Consider the following 17,003-nt stretch of genomic DNA (forward strand, 5'->3'; position numbering starts at 1 on the left):
CGCCCTTACGGCGGGGCGGAGCACCGAGAGGGGCCGGGGGAGATTCCCCCGGCCCCTCTCCGGTTGCCTGTCAGACGTACAGCGCGGGCCGCTCCACCAGGTCCACCGGGACCCGGCCGCCCTCCTCCAGCGCCCGTACGGCCGCCTCGCACACCGCGGCCACGGCGTACCCGTCCCAGGCGCTGGGCCCGGTGACCTCGCCGCGCCGGGTGGCGTCCACCCAGGCCTGGGCCTCACGGTCGTAGGCGTCGGCGAACCGCTCGATGTAGTCCTGGGCGATGATGCCGCCCCAGCGGCCGGCCGCGTTGGTGACCAGGGCGTGGCCGTCGCCGACGCGGGCGGTGCCGCGTTCGCAGACGACCTCGGCCTGGACCTGGTAGCCGAAGCCGCAGTTGACGAAGATCTCGACGTCGACGATCGCGCCACCGTCGGTCTCGAAGACCACGAACTGCGGGTCGCGGATGCCGTCGGGCGCGTTGCCGGACGGGGTCGGGGCGAGCACGGTGACGGCCGTGATCTCGTGGCCGAGGAGCCAGCGGGTCACGTCCATCTCGTGCGTGACGGAGTCGTTGATGAGCATCTCGGACGTCCAGCCGGGCGGGCTGGCGACGTTGCGGTGCCGGTTGTGCAGCATCAGAGGTCGACCCAACTGGCCCGTCTCCAGCAGGGACTTGAGCTTCATGTACTCGGCGTCGTAGCGCCGCATGAAGCCCACCTGGACGCGGCGGTGACCGAGCTTCTGCTCGGCCTCCAGGACCCGCAGCGCGGAGGCCGCGTCCGGGGTGAGCGGCTTCTCGCACAGCACCGGCAGGTCGTGCTCGAAGGCGGTGAGCAGGGCCGCCTCGTGGGCGGGGCCCGGCGAGGCGATGATCACCGCGTCGACGTCGGCCGCCGCCATCGCGGCGGCCGGGTCGGTGTGGGCGGTGCAGCCGTCGACGCGGGCCGCGACCGATTTGGCGCGTTCCGCGTCGACGTCCACGACGGCGGTCACCCGTGCCCCGCTGGTGACCTCCTGGATGCGGCGCACATGGTCGGCGCCCATCTTTCCGGTACCGATGACTGCGACTCCGAGCGTGTGCGGACGCTGGGTCATGGTGATCGGCCGTCCTTTCGGGTCGTCAGGCGCCGCAGGACCGAAGGAACTTACGGGTACGCACCGCGATGGGCAGCGGCTTGTCCGGCTCGCAGGGGTACATGTCCTGCTCGACGATCGCGAACAGGTCCACGTCGAGCTTCTGCGCGGCCGTCAGGACCGGTCCCAACTCGGGTACGCCCGCCGGGGGTTCGCACATCACTCCGCGCTGGACGGCGGGGCCGAACGGGATCTCGTTCTTCACCACGTCGGCGAGGATCTCCGGGTCGACCTGCTTGAGGTGCAGATAGCCGATGCGCTCGCCGTAGGTCTCGATCAGCTTGACGCTGTCGCCGCCGCAGTAGGCGTAGTGACCGGTGTCGAGGCAGAGGTTGACCAGGTCGGGGTCGGTCGAGTCGAGGAAGCGCTCGACGTGGTCCTCGGTGTCGATGTGGGTGTCGGCGTGCGGGTGCACGACGATGTCGAGGCCGAACCGCTCCTTCACCTCGTGGCCGAGGCGCTCCATGCCCTTGGTCAGGTGGGCCCACTGCTCGCCGGTGAGCTCCGGCGGCTCCAGGATCTCGGCGGTCTTGTCGTCCCGCCAGAACGACGGGATGACGACCAGATGCTTCGCACCCATGGCCTGGGTGAGGGAGGCGACCTCGCTGACGTGCTCCCAGGTGGAGTCCCAGACGGAGGGGCCGCGGTGCAGTCCGGTGAAGATCGTGCCGGCCGACACCTTGAGGTTGCGCTTGTCGATCTCGTGGGTGAGGCGGGCGGGGTCGGTGGGGAGGTAGCCGTACGGGCCGAGTTCTATCCAGTCGTAGCCGGCCTCGGAGACCTCGTCGAGGAAGCGTTCCCAGGGCACCTGTACGGGGTCGTCGGGGAACCAGACGCCCCAGGAGTCGGGGGCGGAGCCGACCCGGATCCGGTCGAGCGCAGGGGGCATGTCAGGACTTCCCTTCGGTGGACGCCACGGGTGCGGTGAGGTCTTCCTCTTCGGGGAGTTCCTCGACGTCGACGCCGCGGACCTGGCTCAGCTCGTGTTTGAGCGCGGCGAGTTCGGTGCCGCCGGCCATGTGGTTGGTGAGTTCTTCGAGGCTGACCTCGGCGCGGGAGGCGTTCAGTTCCATCGTGCCCAGGCGCAGGACGCTGAAGTGGTCGCCGACCATGTAGGCGTGGTGGGGGTTGTGGGTGATGAAGATGACGCCGAGGCCCTTCTCGCGGGCGGCGGCGATGTACTTCAGGACCACGCCGGACTGCTTGACGCCGAGGGCGGCGGTGGGCTCGTCCAGGATGAGGACGCGGGCGCCGAAGTAGACGGCGCGGGCGATGGCAACGCACTGGCGCTGGCCGCCGGAGAGGGTGCCGATGGGCTGTTCGAGGTCGTCGAGGACGATGCCCATCTCGCGCAGTTCGTGGTCGGCGGTCTTCTTCATCTTCTCGATGTCGAGACGGCGCAGCGGCCAGGTGCCCTTGGTCATCTCGGAGCCGAGGAAGAAGTTGCGCCAGACCGGCATCAGGGGGACGACGGCGAGGTCCTGGTAGACGGTGGCGATACCGCGGTCGAGGGCCTCGCGCGGGGTGGAGAAGCGCACGGGTTCGCCGTCGACGAGGAACTCGCCCTCGGTGTGCTGGTGCAGCCCGGAGACGATCTTGATGAGGGTGGACTTGCCGGCGCCGTTGTCGCCGAGCACACAGGTGACCTGGCTGGGGAACACCTTCAGGTCCACACCGTGCAGGGCACGGATGTTGCCGTAGGCCTTGCCCGCACCGCGCAGTTCGACGATCGGGGCGTCCTTCTCCGGGGCCTTGTCCTGGAGGATGGCACCGTGTGTGCCGGTCTTCTCGGTGGTCATTCGGGTCACCTCCTGGTCGCTGTGCGCTGGACCCACAGATTGATGAGGACGGCGCCGAGGAGCATCACGCCGAGGAAGGCCTTGAACCAGTCCGGGTTCCAGCCGGCGTAGACGATGCCCTGCTGCACCATGCCGAACATGAACGCGCCGAAGACCGGGCCGATCGCCGAACCGGCACCACCGGTCAGCAGACAGCCGCCGATCACGGCCGCGGCGATGTAGATCAGCTCCTGCCCGACACCCTCGCCGGACTGCACGGTGTTGAACGAGAACAGCTGGTGCATGCCGACGAACCAGGCGCCGAAGCCGACCAGCATGAACAGCGAGATCTTGGTGAAGGTCACGGGCACACCGACGGCACGGGAGGAGCCCTTGTTGCCGCCGACCGCGAAGATCCAGTTGCCGTACTTCGTGCGCAGCAGCACCCAGGTGGCGATGGCCGCGAAGGCCAGCCACCACACCACGGTGATCTTCACGTTGACGCCGCCGACCTCGAAGGACGAGGCGAAGAGGGCCTTCGCCTGGTCGAAGCCGTCCATGTCGCTGATGTCGTCGGTGGCGACGTTGCCGGTGATCGCCTTGGTGACCGCGAGGTTCACGCCCTGGAGGATCAGGAACGTGCCGAGGGTGACCAGGAAGCTCGGCAGGCCGGTCTTGACCAGCAGCCAGCCGTTGAACAGACCGATCGCGAGGGACACGATCAGGGCGACGATCACGCCGACCCAGACGTTCATGCTGAGCTGGTAGGCGGTCATGCTGGCCGTCAGCGCGGAGGTGATGACGGCGACGCCCGCGGACAGGTCGAACTCGCCGCCGATCATCAGCAGCGCGACCGGCAGGGCCATGATCCCGATGGTCGACGACTGGTACAGGATGTTCGCCATCGAGCTGCCGTCACGCACGGCCGGGGCCGTGATGAGGAAGAAGATCAGCACCGCGACGGCGCCGAGGAAGACGCCGACCTCGGGGCGGGCGAGCAGGCGCAGCGCCAGGGGCCGCTGCCGGGTCCGCCCGTCGGATTCCTTGCCGGGGCCGGGGGCCGGCGGTGTGGTCACCGCCGGCTCAGCCTGTTGCGTCATGTTCGTCACCGAGTGCCCTTCGCGGCGAACTTGTCGATCTGCTCGACATTCGTCTTGTCGACGAAGGCAGGTCCGGTCAGCACCGGTGCCTCGCCGCCGCCCATGTAGTTGCCGTTGTTCTTGTAGAGCCACAGGGAGTCGATCGCCAGGTAGCCCTGGAGGTAGGGCTGCTGGTCGACGGCGAACTCGATGTCGCCCTTGCTGATCGCTCCGGTCAGTTCCTTGTTGAGGTCGAAGGTGGCGACCTTCGCCTTGCTGCCCGTCTCGTCCACGGACTGCGCGGCCGTCAGCGCGAACGGGGCGCCGAGGGCGACGACGTAGTCGATGTCGCTCTCCGTCTTGAGCTTGGCGGTGATCGTGGCCTGCACGGACGGCATGTCCGTGCCGTTGACGTTCAGGGTCTCGGTCGTGCCCTCGAACGTCTTCTTGACCCCGTCACAACGCTGGGTGAGGCCGATGTTGCCCTGTTCCTGGATGACACAGACGGCCTTCTTGGCGCCGGCCTCGTTCAGGCGCTTGCCGAGCGCCTCGCCGGCCACCGTCTCGTCCTGGCCGAAGAACTCCATCAGGCCGAGCTTCTGCCAGTCGCTCACACCGGAGTTGAGGCCGACGACCGGGATGCCGGCCGCCTTCGCCTTGCCGATGACGTCCTTCAGGGCGTCCGGCTTGGCGAGGGTGACCGCGATGCCGTCGACCTTCTGGTCGATCACGTTCTGCACCTTGCTGGCCTGGTTGCCCGCGTTCGGGTCGGCGGCGTAGATCAGCTTGATGTTGTCCTTGGCGGCGGCCGCCTCGGCGCCCTTGCGGACGATGTCCCAGAAGGTGTCACCGGGCGCCTGGTGGGTCACCAGGGCGACGGTCATACGGGGAGTGTTGGCCTTGCCCGCAGAAGCGTTTTCCCCGCCCTCCTCGGACTGCTTGCCGCCGGAGCTGCTTGAGCAGCCTGCGAGGGTCAGCGCTGCCGCGGCAGCCACGGCCACCATAGGGGCCAGCTTGCGGGAGCGGGGGGTGTAGCGGTCCATCTTTCCAGCACCTCACTGTGCGACGGGGTGTGCGACGGGGGGAAAGGGATGATCACTGGATCCGTGGCCCGGGCCTGTGGGAAGTCCGGGTCGGGTGCCGTGGGACACGGCGGGTTCGCTGAGACGGGATCCAATCCCTGGATGCGCCCGCTGTCAATACTTTGTTAAGACATCATTTCACGCTCAGGTCCGAATGTAAGTACAAACTATTGACAGCGTCGGCCTCCACGACCTACACCTTGGAGGCGGCAGGCCCGATGGGACCCGCACCCCCAGTCCAGCTGTAGGAGCGTCGCGCATGGCCGAGTCAGCCAAGTCCTTCGACTTGATCACGATGGGAAGGATAGGAGTCGATCTCTACCCCCTGCAGTCTGGCCTACCTCTGACGCAGGTGGAGACGTTCGGCAAATTCCTCGGAGGCTCGGCCGCGAACGTCGCCGTGGCCGCCGCCCGGCTCGGCCGCGACACCGCCGTGATCACGCGCACCGGCGACGACCCGTTCGGCGCGTACCTGCACGAGGCCCTGAAGGACTTCGGCGTCGACGACCGCTGGGTGACACCGGTCGCGGCGTACCCGACGCCGGTGACGTTCTGCGAGATCTTCCCGCCGGACGACTTCCCGCTGTACTTCTACCGGCAGCCTAAGGCCCCTGACCTGGAGATACACTCCGACGAACTGGACTACTGGGCGATCCGCTCGGCCCGGGTCTTCTGGATCACCGGCACCGGCCTGAGCGAGGAGCCGAGCCGCTCCGCCACCCTCGCCGCCCTCAAGGCGCGCGACAAGGCGGGCACCACGGTCTTCGACCTCGACTGGCGCCCGATGTTCTGGCGCGACCCCGAGGAGGCCCGCCCGTACTACGCCGAGGCGCTGCGGCACGCCACGGTCGCGGTCGGCAACCTCGACGAGTGCGAGGTCGCCACCGGCGTCCGGGAGCCCCGCGCCTGCGCCGAGGCATTGCTGGCGGCCGGCGTGGAGCTCGCGGTCGTCAAGCAGGGCCCCAAGGGCGTGCTGGCGGTGCATCGCGACGGCACGGAGGCCGAGGTGCCGCCGGTGCCGGTCGAGGTGGCCAACGGCCTCGGCGCGGGCGACGCCTTCGGCGGCTCCCTGGTCCACGGGCTGCTGGCCGGCTGGGACCTGGCCCGCGTCATGCGGCACGCCAACGCCGCCGGCGCCCTCGTCGCCTCCCGTCTGGCCTGCTCCTCCGCGATGCCCACCGAGTCCGAGGTCGAGGACCTCCTCGCCCGGGCGTCGTGACGGCCCACCGAGCCACCCCCGAACGGAGCTTTCCTTGAGCATCAGCATTTCCGACCTCACCGCGGTCAGAGCCCGGAACCCCGAGGCGATCGCCGAGGCCGCCGCCCGCAGAGTGCGCCGCCCGCTGATCGGCGACAGCGGCCGCCTGATGATCGTGGCCGCCGACCACCCGGCCCGCGGCGCCCTGGGCGTCGGCGGCCACCGGCTCGCCATGGCCAACCGGGCCGACCTGCTGGAACGTCTCTGCATCGCGCTGTCCCGGCCCGGCGTCGACGGGGTCCTGGCCACCGCGGACATCCTGGAGGATCTGCTGCTGCTCGGCGTCCTCGACGACAAGGTTGTCATGGGCTCCATGAACCGGGGCGGCCTGGCCGGGGCGGCCTTCGAGATGGACGACCGCTTCACCGGCCACCGCGCCGAGGACATCGCCCGGCTCCGCTTCGACGCGGGCAAACTGCTGGTGCGCGTCGACTACGACGACCCGGGCTCGCTGACCACCCTGGAGACCACGGCCCGCGCCGTCGACGACATGGCGGCGCTCCGACTCCCGCTCTTCGTCGAGCCGTTCATCTCCCGGCGGATCGACGGCCAGGTGCGCAACGACCTGTCCGCCGAGGCCGTCACCAAGTCGATCGCCATCGCGTCCGGCCTCGGCGGCACCTCGGCCTACACCTGGCTGAAACTGCCCGTCACCCATGACCCCGACGACATGGCGGAAGTTCTTGAGACGTCCACGCTCCCCGTCGTCCTGCTGGGCGGCGAGGTGGGCGGCGACCAGGAGGGCGCGTACGAGCGCTGGCGCAAGGCGCTCAGGCTCCCCACCGTCCAGGGCATGGTCGTCGGCCGCTCGCTGCTCTACCCGGCCGAGGGCAGCGTGGAGACGGCGGTGGACACGGCCGTCGGCCTGTTGTGACCGGATTGCGAGGCGGAGAGAGACGATGACGTATCACCTTCCCGCGGGAAAGGCGCTCGGCGGCCCCTACGTCGTGGACGTCACGCCCGAGAAGGCCGGCTGGGGCTACTCCAGCCTGCGGATCCTGGAGCTGCCGCCGGGCGGCGCGCACAGTTTCGACACCGGTGACAGCGAGTGGATCGTCCTGCCGCTGAACGGCGGGTGCACGGTCGAGGCCACGGACGATTTCGGCCACGACACCTTCCAACTGACCGGCCGTGACGGCGTGTTCAGCTCCGTCACCGACTTCGCATACGTACCGCGCGAGGCCCGTACGACCGTCTCGTCCACCGGCGGCGGCCGGTTCGCGCTGACCGGCGCGCGCTGCACCCGGCGCCTGCCCGCCCGCTACGGCCCGGCCTCCTCGGTGCCGGTGGAGCTGCGCGGCACCGGCAACAGCAGCCGGCAGGTGAACAACTTCGGCGCGGCCGGCGTCTTCGAGTGCGACAAGCTCATCGCGGTCGAGGTCATCACGCCGGGCGGAAACTGGTCGTCGTTCCCGCCGCACAAGCACGACGAGCACCGGCCCGGCGAGGAGTCGGTGCTGGAGGAGATCTACTACTTCGAGTTCGCCGACCACGAGGGCATCCCCGGCCTCGGCTACCAGCGCGTCTCCCCGTCCGGACAGGGCCGCGGCACCGACGTCCTGGCCGAGGTGCGCGGCGGCGACGTCGTACTGATCCCGGACGGCTGGCACGGGCCCTCGATGGCGGTGCCCGGCCACCACATGTACTACCTCAACGTCATGGCGGGCCCCGAGGCCGACCGGGCCTGGCTGATCTGCGACCACCCCGACCACGCCTGGATCCGCGGCACCTGGCCGGACCAGCCCGTCGACCCCCGTCTGCCCCTCTACACCGCTCCGTCCCAGTGAGGTCCCCGATGAGCCCATCCACCGTCCGCCTGACCGTCGCCCAGGCGCTGGTGCGGTTCCTGTCCGTGCAGTACACCGAGCGCGACGGCGTACGGCACCGGCTGGTCGCCGGCACCTGGGGCATCTTCGGCCACGGCAACGTGGCCGGCATCGGCCAGGCCCTCCTCCAGGCGGGCGAGGACGTCATGCCGTACCACCAGGGCCGCAACGAGCAGTCCATGGTGCACGCGGCCGTCGGCTACGCCCGCCAGCTCAACCGCCTCTCCGCGCAGGCCGTCACCACGTCGATCGGCCCGGGCGCGACGAACCTGGTCACCGGTGCCGCGCTCGCCACCATCAACCGCCTGCCGGTCCTGCTGCTGCCCGGCGACTACTTCGCCTCGCACGCCCCGGACCCCCTGCTCCAGCAGCTGGAGCACCCGACGGAGGCGGACGTGTCGGTCAACGACACCCTGCGCCCGGTGTCGAGGTACTTCGACCGCGTCACCCGCCCCGAGGCCCTGATCCCGTCCGCGCTGAACGCCATGCGCGTGCTGGCCGACCCGGCCGAGACCGGCGCGGTCACGCTGGCCCTCCCCCAGGACGTCCAAGCGGAGGCGTACGACTGGCCCGAGGAGTTCTTCGCCGAGCGCGTCTGGTACGTACGGCGGCCCGCGCCCGACCCGGTCGAGCTGGCGGCGGCCGTGGCGGCGATCCGGGCCGCCGAGCGCCCGCTGATCGTCGCGGGCGGCGGCGTCCACCACAGCGAGGCCGAGAACGCCCTCAGGGCGTTCGTCGAGGCCACCGGCATCCCGGTCTCCTCCACCCAGGCCGGCAAGGGCTCGCTGCGGTACGACCACCCGTGCGACCTCGGCGGCATCGGGCACACCGGCACCTCCGTCAGCGACGACATCGCGCGCGCCGCCGACCTGGTGATCGGCGTGGGCACCAGGTACACCGACTTCACCACCGCCTCCGGAACGCTCTTCCAGAACCCGGACGTCCGCTTCCTGAACCTCAACATCACCGGCTTCGACGCGCACAAGCTGGCCGCGCGGACGCTGGTCTGCGACGCCCGGGCGGGGCTCACCGCCCTGACGGAGGCGCTTCCCGGCCATCGGGTGGAGCCGGCGTACGAGGCCGAGTACCTCCGCGGCCAGGAGCGTTGGGACGCGGTCGTCGAGGCCGCCTACCGCGCCGACGACGAGAGCGCCGTACCGACGCAGACCCAGGTGCTCGGCGCGCTGGACGCGGTCGTCGGCGACGACGACGTGGTGATCAACGCGGCCGGATCGCTCCCGGGCGACCTGCACAAGCTGTGGCGGTCGCGCTCGCCGCGCCAGTACCACCTGGAGTACGGCTACTCCTGCATGGGCTACGAGATCCCGGCCGGGATCGGCATCCAGCAGGCCGCGCCGGACGTCGCCGTGTGGTCGCTGGTCGGCGACGGCACCTATCTGATGATGCCGACGGAGATCGTGACCGCGGTCCAGGAGGGCCTGCCGGTCAACATCGTCCTGATCCAGAACCACGGCTACGCCTCCATCGGCGGGCTGTCGAACGAGGTGGGCGCCGAGCGCTTCGGCACCGACTACCGCTACCGCGCCGCCGACGGCACTTTCACCGGCGCCCCGCTCCCCGTCGACCTCGCCGCGAACGCGGCCAGCCTCGGCATGGACGTGCTGCGCGCCAAGACGGTCCGCGAGCTGCGCGAGGCGCTGGCCGCGGCCCGCGCCTCCGACCGGCCGACCTGCGTCTACGTCGAGACCGACGTCAAGAACCCGACCTCTCCCGGTGCCGAGGCCTGGTGGGACGTGCCCGTGGCCGAGGTCGCCTCCCGCGAGGCCGCCGTCCAGGCTCGCGAGCGGTACGACCGGAACGTCGCCGACCGTCGCCACCACCTCTGAACTCCCCGCACCCGACCCGCACTTGACTTGAAAGGCCCCTGCGCACCATGAAGACCATCACCCACTGGATCGACGGCAAGCCCGTGGAGGGCGGCTCCGGCCGCTTCGCCCCCGTCTACAACCCGGCCACCGGCGCCCAGGAGAAGCAGGTCGCCTTCGCGACCGTCGACGAGGTGGACGCCGCCGTCGCCTCCGCCAAGGCCGCGTTCGAGAGCTGGGGCCAGTCGTCCCTGGCCAAGCGCACCGCGATCCTGTTCAAGTACCGCGAGCTGCTGGACGCGCACCGCGACGAGATCGCCGAGCTGATCACCGCCGAGCACGGCAAGGTGCACTCGGACGCGCTCGGCGAGGTCGCGCGCGGACTGGAGATCGTGGAGCTGGCCTGCGGCATCTCGGTGCAGCTGAAGGGCGAGCTGTCGACGCAGGTCTCCACCCGGGTGGACGTGGCCTCGATCCGCCAGCCGCTCGGGGTGGTCGCCGGCATCACGCCGTTCAACTTCCCGGCGATGGTGCCGATGTGGATGTTCCCGCTGGCCATCGCGTGCGGCAACACCTTCGTGCTGAAGCCGTCCGAGAAGGATCCGTCGGCGTCGTACCGGCTCGCCGAGCTGGCCACCGAGGCGGGGCTGCCCGAGGGTGTGTTGAACGTCGTGCAGGGCGACAAGGTCGCCGTGGACCGGCTTCTGGAGCACCCGGACATCGAGGCGGTCTCCTTCGTCGGCTCCACGCCGATCGCGAAGTACATCCAGCTCAAGGCCGTCGAGCACGGCAAGCGCGTGCAGGCGCTCGGCGGCGCCAAGAACCACATGCTGGTCCTGCCCGACGCCGACCTGGACTTCGCCGCCGACCAGGCGATCAACGCCGCCTACGGCTCGGCGGGAGAGCGCTGCATGGCCGTGTCGGTCGTCGTCGCCGTCGGTGACACCGGCGACGAGCTGGTCGGCAAGATCGCCGAGCGTGCGAAGAACCTGCGCATCGGCCCCGGCAACGACCCGGCGTCCGAGATGGGCCCGCTGATCACGCGCGAGCACCGCGACAAGGTGGCGTCCTACGTGGCGTCGGCCGCCGAGCAGGGCGCCGAGGTCGTCGTGGACGGCACCGGCTACTCGGTGGAGGGCCACGAGGACGGCTTCTTCCTCGGGGTCTCGCTGCTGGACCGGGTGCCGCTGACGGCGGACGCCTACCGGGACGAGATCTTCGGCCCGGTGCTGGCGGTGGTGCGTGCGGAGACGTACGAGGAGGCCATCAACCTGATCAACGCCTCCCGCTGGGGCAACGGCACCGCGATCTTCACCCGGGACGGCGGCGCCGCGCGCCGCTTCCAGCTGGAGGTCAAGGCGGGCATGGTCGGCGTGAACGTGCCGATCCCGGTGCCGGTCGGCTACCACTCCTTCGGTGGCTGGAAGGACTCGCTCTTCGGCGACCTGCACATCTACGGCAACGACGGCATCGCCTTCTACACCCAGGGCAAGGTGATCACCACCCGCTGGCCGGACCCGTCCGACGGTGGCATCAACCTCGGTTTCCCCAGCAACTCCTGACCCTGACAGGGAGGTTCGTCCCATGGCGAAGACCCGCGGCTCCACCCGTGCCGGATCCGGCTCCGCGCTGGACTCGCTGGACTTCGCCCTGGACCGGGGCAGTCCCGTGCCGCTGTACTACCAGCTCGCCCAGCAGCTGGAGTCGGCGATCGAGCACGGGGCCCTCGCCCCGGGCAACCTCCTGGGCAACGAGGTCGACCTGTCGGTGCGGCTGGGACTGTCCCGGCCCACCGTCCGGCAGGCCATCCAGTCCCTGGTGGACAAGGGGCTGCTGGTCCGGCGGCGCGGGGTGGGCACCCAGGTGGTGCACAGCCAGGTGAAGCGGCCGCTGGAGCTCAGCAGCCTCTACGACGACCTGGAGGCGGCCGGACAGGGCCCGACCACCGAGGTCGTCCGCAACGAGCGGGTCCCGGCGACCGCCGACGTGGCCGCCGCGCTCGGCATCGCGGAGGGCAGCGAGGTCACCCTGCTGGAGCGGCTGCGCTGCACCCACGGCCAGCCCGTCGCCATCCTGTGCAACTACCTGCCCGCGAGCCTGCTGGACCTGGACACGGCCCGGCTGGAGTCGACCGGCCTGTACCGGATGATGCGCGCGGCCGGCATCACCCTGCACAGCGCCCGCCAGACCGTCGGCGCCCGCTGTGCCACCGCCGAGGAGGCCGGGCGCCTCGACGAGAAGGAGGGCGCGGCGCTGCTGACCATGCAGCGCACGGCGTACGACGACACGGGTCGGCCGGTCGAGTACGGGACGCACATCTACCGCGCGTCCCGGTACGCGTTCGACTTCCAGCTGCTGGTCAGGCCTTGAGGGTCGCGGTGAACGGCGTGACCGGCCGCTCCAGGCGCTCGCCGTCCACGGTGATGTCCACGGCCTCGTTGTAGAAGGCGACGAGCCCCGTCACGGGGGCCACCGCGGCCAGCGGCTCGGCGTAGCTCCAGAGGATGTTCCGCGGGACCTCGCCCTCGCCGCGCCAGTTCCAGTACTGGGCCGTGCCCTTGTACGGGCAGCCGGTGTGGTGGGCGGTGGGCTCGAACAGGTCGAGGCGGACGTCCTCGCGGGGCATGTAGTAGCGCGTCGGCAGCCCCGTCTCGAAGAGCAGCACCGGGCGGAGGGTGTCGGCGACGACGGTGCCCTCGATCTCGACCTGGACATGACGGCTGCTGGGCATGGCGTCCACCCGTTTGTGCGGGTCGCGCGGGTGGACGAAGATCTCTTCCTCCTCCTCGAACCAGTGGTCGAGGCCGCTCCCCCAGCGCCGGAACCATTCGAAGGAGACGTGCTCGGCGAGGTCGGCGACGGGGAAGGTCCACGCAGCGTTCTCCACCAGTTCTCCGTCGACGTCCAGGTCGTAGAAGACCTGCGACCCCGTGTGCCTGCCCGGCGTCGGGTTCCTGGCCGGGCGCAGGAGGTCGGTGCGGACCTCGTCGCGCGGGAACGTGTAGCACGGCACGGGCAGGTCGGGTTCCCAGACCAGGACGGGGTGCCGACTGTCGACGACGGTGACCTCACCCTTGCGGCCCCGCACCCAGCGCTCGCTGGGCTCCCACAGGAGGCCTTGGGGGGTCGTACGGACATCGCGCTCGTTGGGGAACAGAGGCATGGCCACTCTCCTTCGGCTCCTCTTCGGAGCGTACTCCGGGCGTGGTCAGTGGGCCGCGTCGAGCCGGGCGCGCTGGTCGGCGGTGAACTCCAGGTCCACGGCGGCCAGGCTCTCCTCCAGCTGGGCCACGGAGGAGGCGCCGACCAGCGGGAGGATCGGCGGCTCGGCGCCGATCTGCCAGGCCAGGACGACCTGGTTGACGGTGGCGCCGGTCTCCCGGGCGACCTCGTGCAGGACCTTCAGGCGGGCCGGGGTGCCCGGGTGGTCGAAGTCCGCGGGCAGCCGGTCCGGGTGGGTGTACGCGCCCTTCAGCAGCGGCGAGTAGGCGACCAGGGCAAGGCCGGGTTCGGCGCGCAGATAGCTCAGCAGGTCGGGGCCGGCGTGGCCGAGGCTGCCGTCGGGGAACAGGCCCTCGGGGACGTCGAGGCGGGGTCGCAGATGGCTGTGGGCGTACTGGAGCACCTCGTAGTCGGGCAGTCCGGCCGCGGCGGCCAGGGCGCGGGCCCGCTCCACCCGCCACATCGCGTGGTTGCTGACGCCGAGGAGCCCGACCGTGCCCTCGGCGACCAGCTCGGCGAACCCCTCGACGGTCTCCTTCAGGGGTACCCGCTGGTCCTCGATGTGGGCGTAGAGCAGATCCAGCTTCGCCACGCCGAGCCGTTCGCGGCTGCGTTCGGCGGACTCGCGGATCACCTTCGCCGAGAGGCCCTCCGCGTTGTCGACGTAACTGGTGCCGGGGGCGAGCGGGCGGGCGCCGAGTTTGGTGGCGATGACGATCTCGTCGCCGATGCCTCGGCTGCGGCGCCAGCGGCCGAGCAGTTCCTCGCTCTGTCCGCCCTGGCCGCCGTCCTCCCAGAAGGCGTAGTTGTCGGACGTGTCGATGAAGGTCCCGCCGGCCTCGACATAGCGGTCGAGCACGGCGAAGGAGGTCTCCTCGTCGGTCCGGGAGCCGAACAGCATGGCGCCGAGGGCGAGGACGCTGACCTCGCGGCGGGTGTCCGGGGCGGTGCCGATGGTGCGGTACTTCATGGTGAATGCCTCCCGTTCGTGCGCCCGTCTTCGGGGCACGAACGGGAGTCTTCATCTTCAAGCGCACTTCAAGTCAAGGGAGTTCGCGGCCCCCATCACGGCTGTGGCGCGAACGGGCCCTCCAGCGCCGCCCATTGCAGCAGCATGATCGTCTTGGCGTCGGCGATCTCCCCGGTTCGGATCATCTCCAGGGCCCGGCGGAAGGGCAGTTCGACGATCTCGATGTCCTCGCCCTCCTCGTCGAGGCCGCCGCCCTCGTGGGTGCGGGTCGAGGGTCCGTACGCGGCGGCGTAGAAACTGACGCGTTCGGTGACCGAGCCCGGGCTCATATAGACGTCGAATACGTGCCGGACCTCGCCGATGGTGTGCCCGGTCTCCTCCACCACCTCGCGCCGCACCGCGATCTCCGGGTGCTCGTCATCGTCGTCGAGGAGTCCGCCCGGCGTCTCGACGAGCATGCCGTCGGGGTGGCCGTTGACATACACCGGGAAGCGGAACTGCCTGGTCAGCAGGACGGTTTCGCGTTCGGTGTCGTACAGCAGCATGGTGGCCCCGTTGCCCCGGTCGTGCGTCTCGCGCTGCTGGGTGCGCCAGGTGCCGTCGGCGTGCTGGAAGTCGAAGGTCGTCGCGCGTTCGACGTACCAGTGGCTGGACAGGAGTTCCACGTCCCGCACCTTGACGCGCGGGTTGCCGGTCAGGTCCCGTCCGGCCTGGTCGAGTCCGGTGCGGCCGCGGCGGTCGGGGGTGTCGATGCCGGCGGTCATCGGGCACCGGCCGGGGGGATGAGCGAGTTGGTCATGGCCCGCTTCTACCATCCCACGGTCCCCGAGGTCGGCCTCGTCCACCACCTGCTACGCCGCGGACGGCCGGACGTCAGATGGCTCGTCCGCATCGAGCCCCCGGGCCGTCCCGTCCACCGACCGGCCATGTCCATGATCGGCAGCGGGAGCCTGCCAGGCACGCAGCCGCCCCCATCGCGACCGCTCTACTCGCCCTGGCCGGTTGTTCTGCCGGGTGAGATACTGACGCGCTGCGGAAACAGTGGAGCATACGGGGGCGTGATGGGCCAGGCGGTGACCGCGGCCATGCTGCGGGTGGCGGATGTGCACAAGTCGTACGGTCGAGGCGCCAACGCGGTTCATGCCCTGCGGGGCGTTTCCTTCGAGGTCCCTCGGGGGGAACTCGTCGCTCTCAAGGGACGCTCGGGCTCGGGCAAGACCACTCTGCTCAACATCGTGGGTGGTCTGGACGAGCCGGACAGCGGAAGCGTCACCGTCGACGGGCTGCACCTTCGGGACCAGGACGAGGACGCCCTTCTCGCGCTGCGCCGGGAGCGCATCGGCTTCGTCTTCCAGTCGTTCGGGCTCATCCCGATCCTCACGGCCGCCGAGAACGTGGGCGTGCCCCTGCGGTTGCGCAGGGCGGAGCCGCGCGAGCGGCGGGAGCGCGTCGAACTGCTGCTGTCGCTCGTGGGGCTCGCGGAGCATGCCGCGCAGCGCCCGGGCGAGTTGTCGGGTGGGCAGCGCCAACGGGTCGCCATCGCCCGTGCCTTGGCCAACAGTCCCTCGATTCTCATCGCCGACGAGCCGACCGGCCAGTTGGACGCGGAGACCGGGCACTCCGTGATGGAGCTGCTGCGCGCGGTCGTCCGCAGCGAGCGGATCACGGCTCTCGTGGCCACCCATGACACGACACTTCTCGACCTCGCCGACCGTGTGCTGGAGCTGAAGGACGGCCAGGTCGCCGAGTCATAGCCCTGGTTCGTGTCAGAGCCCCGGCTGTTCCCCGGCCGGGGCCTGGCGGTGACGGCCGTTGCGGGCGTCGTCCGGGCGGACCGCGATGTGGTCGGGCTCCAGTTCCAGGGCGACGCGGTCGCGCATCCCCAGGGCCCGGGTGTACTCGGCGGGGAGTTGGAGGCGGCCGGCCCGGTCGAGCATGGCGTATTCGCGGGCGACCAGGTTCTCCTGGCCGGTGGCGGAGTCGACTTCACTGTGGCGCAGGACTTCCGTCGCCGTGCGGCCGTCCCGGATGGCGACCGTACGGCGGACCTCGCCGGCGACGGACTGATCGTGCGTGACGATCACGATGGTGGTCCCCAACTCCTCGTTGGCGGTGCGGAACGCGGCGAAGACCTGTTCGGCGGTGTGGGAGTCGAGTTCGCCGGTGGGCTCGTCGGCGAGCAGGACCGCGGGATCGTTGGCGAGGGCGACGGCGAGGGCGACGCGCTGCTGCTGGCCGCCGGACATCTGGTGCGGCCGGCGGTCGCGGCAGTCGGCGACGTCCAGCAGGTCGAGGAGTTCCATGGCGCGGTCGGCCCAGGCTCGGCGCCGGCCTCGGGCGCGAGCCAGTTGCAGGGGCAGGGCGACGTTCTGTGCGGCGGTGAGGTAGGGCAGGAGATTGTGGGAGGTCTGCTGCCGGACGAAGCCGACGGTCCCGCGACGGTAGGCGAGTCGTTCCTTGGCGGACATCGTGACCAGGTCGTGGTCGGCGACACGGGTCGCGCCGGCGGTCGGTCTGTCCAGTCCGGCCAGGATGTTCATGAGGGTGGACTTGCCGCTGCCGGAGGCGCCGACCAGGGCCATGAGCTCACCCTTGCGGACGAGGAGATCGAGGCCTTGCAGTGCCTGGACCTCCACGCCGTCGGCGGAGAAGATCCGCACCAGCCGGTCGCAGGTGATCAGGGCGTCATGGCCGTAGGCAGCGGCGTCGCGCGCGGCGCGGGCACGGTCGGCGAGCTCGTGGAAGGTCGGGCTGCTGGTCATCGGCTGCTCCTGGGCGGTCGGAGGGGCACGGGCCGGTGCCGGAGGGCGCGGGATCTCGAGGCTCTGCT

At 70.5% G+C, this 17,003-nt stretch carries 16 protein-coding genes; 7 read left to right on the top strand and 9 right to left on the bottom strand.

Annotation, left to right across the window (positions count from 1 at the left end; translation table 11 throughout):
* Window positions 1-70: 70 nt before the first annotated feature.
* Genes ACFZBP_RS00325 through ACFZBP_RS00345 form a run of 5 tightly spaced genes read right to left on the bottom strand, consistent with a single transcriptional unit; the run spans window position 71 to window position 5,032 of the window.
* Window positions 71-1,093, bottom strand: coding sequence for a Gfo/Idh/MocA family oxidoreductase (locus ACFZBP_RS00325; protein WP_391409101.1), 1,023 nt, complete (start codon window positions 1,091-1,093; stop codon window positions 71-73).
* Window positions 1,094-1,118: 25 nt separating this feature from the next.
* Complete coding sequence (locus ACFZBP_RS00330; RefSeq protein WP_391409102.1) at window positions 1,119-2,021, bottom strand: TIM barrel protein; 903 nt, start codon at window positions 2,019-2,021, stop codon at window positions 1,119-1,121.
* Between the two features lies 1 nt (window position 2,022).
* On the bottom strand, window positions 2,023-2,931 hold the full coding sequence (locus ACFZBP_RS00335; RefSeq protein ID WP_383455198.1) for an ATP-binding cassette domain-containing protein: 909 nt from the start codon (window positions 2,929-2,931) through the stop codon (window positions 2,023-2,025).
* A gap of 5 nt (window positions 2,932-2,936) precedes the next feature.
* Window positions 2,937-4,010, bottom strand: coding sequence for an ABC transporter permease (locus ACFZBP_RS00340; RefSeq protein WP_383455201.1), 1,074 nt, complete (start codon window positions 4,008-4,010; stop codon window positions 2,937-2,939).
* Between the two features lie 5 nt (window positions 4,011-4,015).
* Complete coding sequence (locus tag ACFZBP_RS00345) at window positions 4,016-5,032, bottom strand: sugar ABC transporter substrate-binding protein (protein ID WP_383455206.1); 1,017 nt, start codon at window positions 5,030-5,032, stop codon at window positions 4,016-4,018.
* 298 nt (window positions 5,033-5,330) lie between these two features.
* Here ACFZBP_RS00345 and iolC point away from each other — a divergent pair, with 298 nt between their 5' ends.
* From iolC to ACFZBP_RS00375, 6 genes are read left to right on the top strand one after another with little or no spacing between them, the layout of a single operon-like run.
* Window positions 5,331-6,290: a 5-dehydro-2-deoxygluconokinase gene (gene iolC, locus ACFZBP_RS00350; RefSeq protein ID WP_383455208.1), complete on the top strand. Its 960-nt coding sequence runs from the start codon at window positions 5,331-5,333 to the stop codon at window positions 6,288-6,290.
* 34 nt (window positions 6,291-6,324) lie between these two features.
* A complete protein-coding gene (locus tag ACFZBP_RS00355; protein WP_391409103.1) occupies window positions 6,325-7,203 on the top strand; it encodes a deoxyribose-phosphate aldolase in 879 nt (292 codons plus the stop codon).
* Window positions 7,204-7,228: 25 nt separating this feature from the next.
* Entirely contained in the window at window positions 7,229-8,116 is an 888-nt protein-coding gene (iolB, locus tag ACFZBP_RS00360) for a 5-deoxy-glucuronate isomerase (protein WP_383455214.1), read from the top strand.
* A gap of 8 nt (window positions 8,117-8,124) precedes the next feature.
* Entirely contained in the window at window positions 8,125-10,002 is a 1,878-nt protein-coding gene (iolD, locus tag ACFZBP_RS00365) for a 3D-(3,5/4)-trihydroxycyclohexane-1,2-dione acylhydrolase (decyclizing) (protein WP_391409104.1), read from the top strand.
* A gap of 47 nt (window positions 10,003-10,049) precedes the next feature.
* The gene (locus ACFZBP_RS00370; RefSeq protein WP_383455220.1) at window positions 10,050-11,543 is read left to right on the top strand and encodes a CoA-acylating methylmalonate-semialdehyde dehydrogenase; all 1,494 of its coding nucleotides are present in this window, start codon (window positions 10,050-10,052) and stop codon (window positions 11,541-11,543) included.
* A 22-nt stretch (window positions 11,544-11,565) separates the two neighbouring features.
* Window positions 11,566-12,351 carry a GntR family transcriptional regulator gene (locus ACFZBP_RS00375; RefSeq protein ID WP_383455223.1) on the top strand — a complete coding sequence of 262 codons (786 nt, stop codon included), beginning with the start codon at window positions 11,566-11,568 and terminating at the stop codon, window positions 12,349-12,351.
* On the opposite strand, the gene ACFZBP_RS00380 is transcribed toward ACFZBP_RS00375, so the two are convergent.
* The 3 genes from ACFZBP_RS00380 to ACFZBP_RS00390 form a co-directional block, all read right to left on the bottom strand.
* Window positions 12,341-13,144, bottom strand: a complete 804-nt coding sequence (locus tag ACFZBP_RS00380) for a DUF427 domain-containing protein (RefSeq protein ID WP_391409105.1) — start codon at window positions 13,142-13,144, stop codon at window positions 12,341-12,343. The genes ACFZBP_RS00375 and ACFZBP_RS00380 overlap by 11 nt on opposite strands.
* 45 nt (window positions 13,145-13,189) lie before the next feature.
* Window positions 13,190-14,173: an aldo/keto reductase gene (locus ACFZBP_RS00385; RefSeq protein ID WP_391409106.1), complete on the bottom strand. Its 984-nt coding sequence runs from the start codon at window positions 14,171-14,173 to the stop codon at window positions 13,190-13,192.
* Between the two features lie 95 nt (window positions 14,174-14,268).
* The gene (locus ACFZBP_RS00390; protein ID WP_383455232.1) at window positions 14,269-14,937 is read right to left on the bottom strand and encodes an NUDIX domain-containing protein; all 669 of its coding nucleotides are present in this window, start codon (window positions 14,935-14,937) and stop codon (window positions 14,269-14,271) included.
* Window positions 14,938-15,234: 297 nt separating this feature from the next.
* Between ACFZBP_RS00390 and ACFZBP_RS00395 the strand changes: the two genes are divergently transcribed.
* Window positions 15,235-15,927: an ABC transporter ATP-binding protein gene (locus ACFZBP_RS00395; protein WP_383455235.1), complete on the top strand. Its 693-nt coding sequence runs from the start codon at window positions 15,235-15,237 to the stop codon at window positions 15,925-15,927.
* A 12-nt stretch (window positions 15,928-15,939) separates the two neighbouring features.
* Here ACFZBP_RS00395 and ACFZBP_RS00400 read toward each other — a convergent pair whose 3' ends face one another.
* Window positions 15,940-16,935: an ATP-binding cassette domain-containing protein gene (locus ACFZBP_RS00400; protein ID WP_391409108.1), complete on the bottom strand. Its 996-nt coding sequence runs from the start codon at window positions 16,933-16,935 to the stop codon at window positions 15,940-15,942.
* Window positions 16,936-17,003: the final 68 nt, after the last annotated feature.

This window comes from Streptomyces sp. NPDC008086, from assembly GCF_042957325.1.
In the GTDB taxonomy this organism is placed as follows: Bacteria; Actinomycetota; Actinomycetes; order Streptomycetales; family Streptomycetaceae; genus Streptomyces.

Coding starts and splice junctions, on each gene's coding strand:
- iolD (WP_391409104.1), top strand. CDS start 8,125: ATGAGCCCATCCACCGTCCGCCTGACCGTCGCCCAGGCGCTGGTGCGG.
- ACFZBP_RS00330 (WP_391409102.1), bottom strand. CDS start 2,021: ATGCCCCCTGCGCTCGACCGGATCCGGGTCGGCTCCGCCCCCGACTCC.
- iolC (WP_383455208.1), top strand. CDS start 5,331: ATGGCCGAGTCAGCCAAGTCCTTCGACTTGATCACGATGGGAAGGATA.
- ACFZBP_RS00325 (WP_391409101.1), bottom strand. CDS start 1,093: ATGACCCAGCGTCCGCACACGCTCGGAGTCGCAGTCATCGGTACCGGA.
- ACFZBP_RS00370 (WP_383455220.1), top strand. CDS start 10,050: ATGAAGACCATCACCCACTGGATCGACGGCAAGCCCGTGGAGGGCGGC.
- ACFZBP_RS00395 (WP_383455235.1), top strand. CDS start 15,235: ATGGGCCAGGCGGTGACCGCGGCCATGCTGCGGGTGGCGGATGTGCAC.
- ACFZBP_RS00400 (WP_391409108.1), bottom strand. CDS start 16,935: ATGACCAGCAGCCCGACCTTCCACGAGCTCGCCGACCGTGCCCGCGCC.
- ACFZBP_RS00345 (WP_383455206.1), bottom strand. CDS start 5,032: ATGGACCGCTACACCCCCCGCTCCCGCAAGCTGGCCCCTATGGTGGCC.
- ACFZBP_RS00335 (WP_383455198.1), bottom strand. CDS start 2,931: ATGACCACCGAGAAGACCGGCACACACGGTGCCATCCTCCAGGACAAG.
- ACFZBP_RS00380 (WP_391409105.1), bottom strand. CDS start 13,144: ATGCCTCTGTTCCCCAACGAGCGCGATGTCCGTACGACCCCCCAAGGC.
- ACFZBP_RS00390 (WP_383455232.1), bottom strand. CDS start 14,937: ATGACCGCCGGCATCGACACCCCCGACCGCCGCGGCCGCACCGGACTC.
- ACFZBP_RS00375 (WP_383455223.1), top strand. CDS start 11,566: ATGGCGAAGACCCGCGGCTCCACCCGTGCCGGATCCGGCTCCGCGCTG.
- ACFZBP_RS00340 (WP_383455201.1), bottom strand. CDS start 4,010: ATGACGCAACAGGCTGAGCCGGCGGTGACCACACCGCCGGCCCCCGGC.
- iolB (WP_383455214.1), top strand. CDS start 7,229: ATGACGTATCACCTTCCCGCGGGAAAGGCGCTCGGCGGCCCCTACGTC.
- ACFZBP_RS00385 (WP_391409106.1), bottom strand. CDS start 14,173: ATGAAGTACCGCACCATCGGCACCGCCCCGGACACCCGCCGCGAGGTC.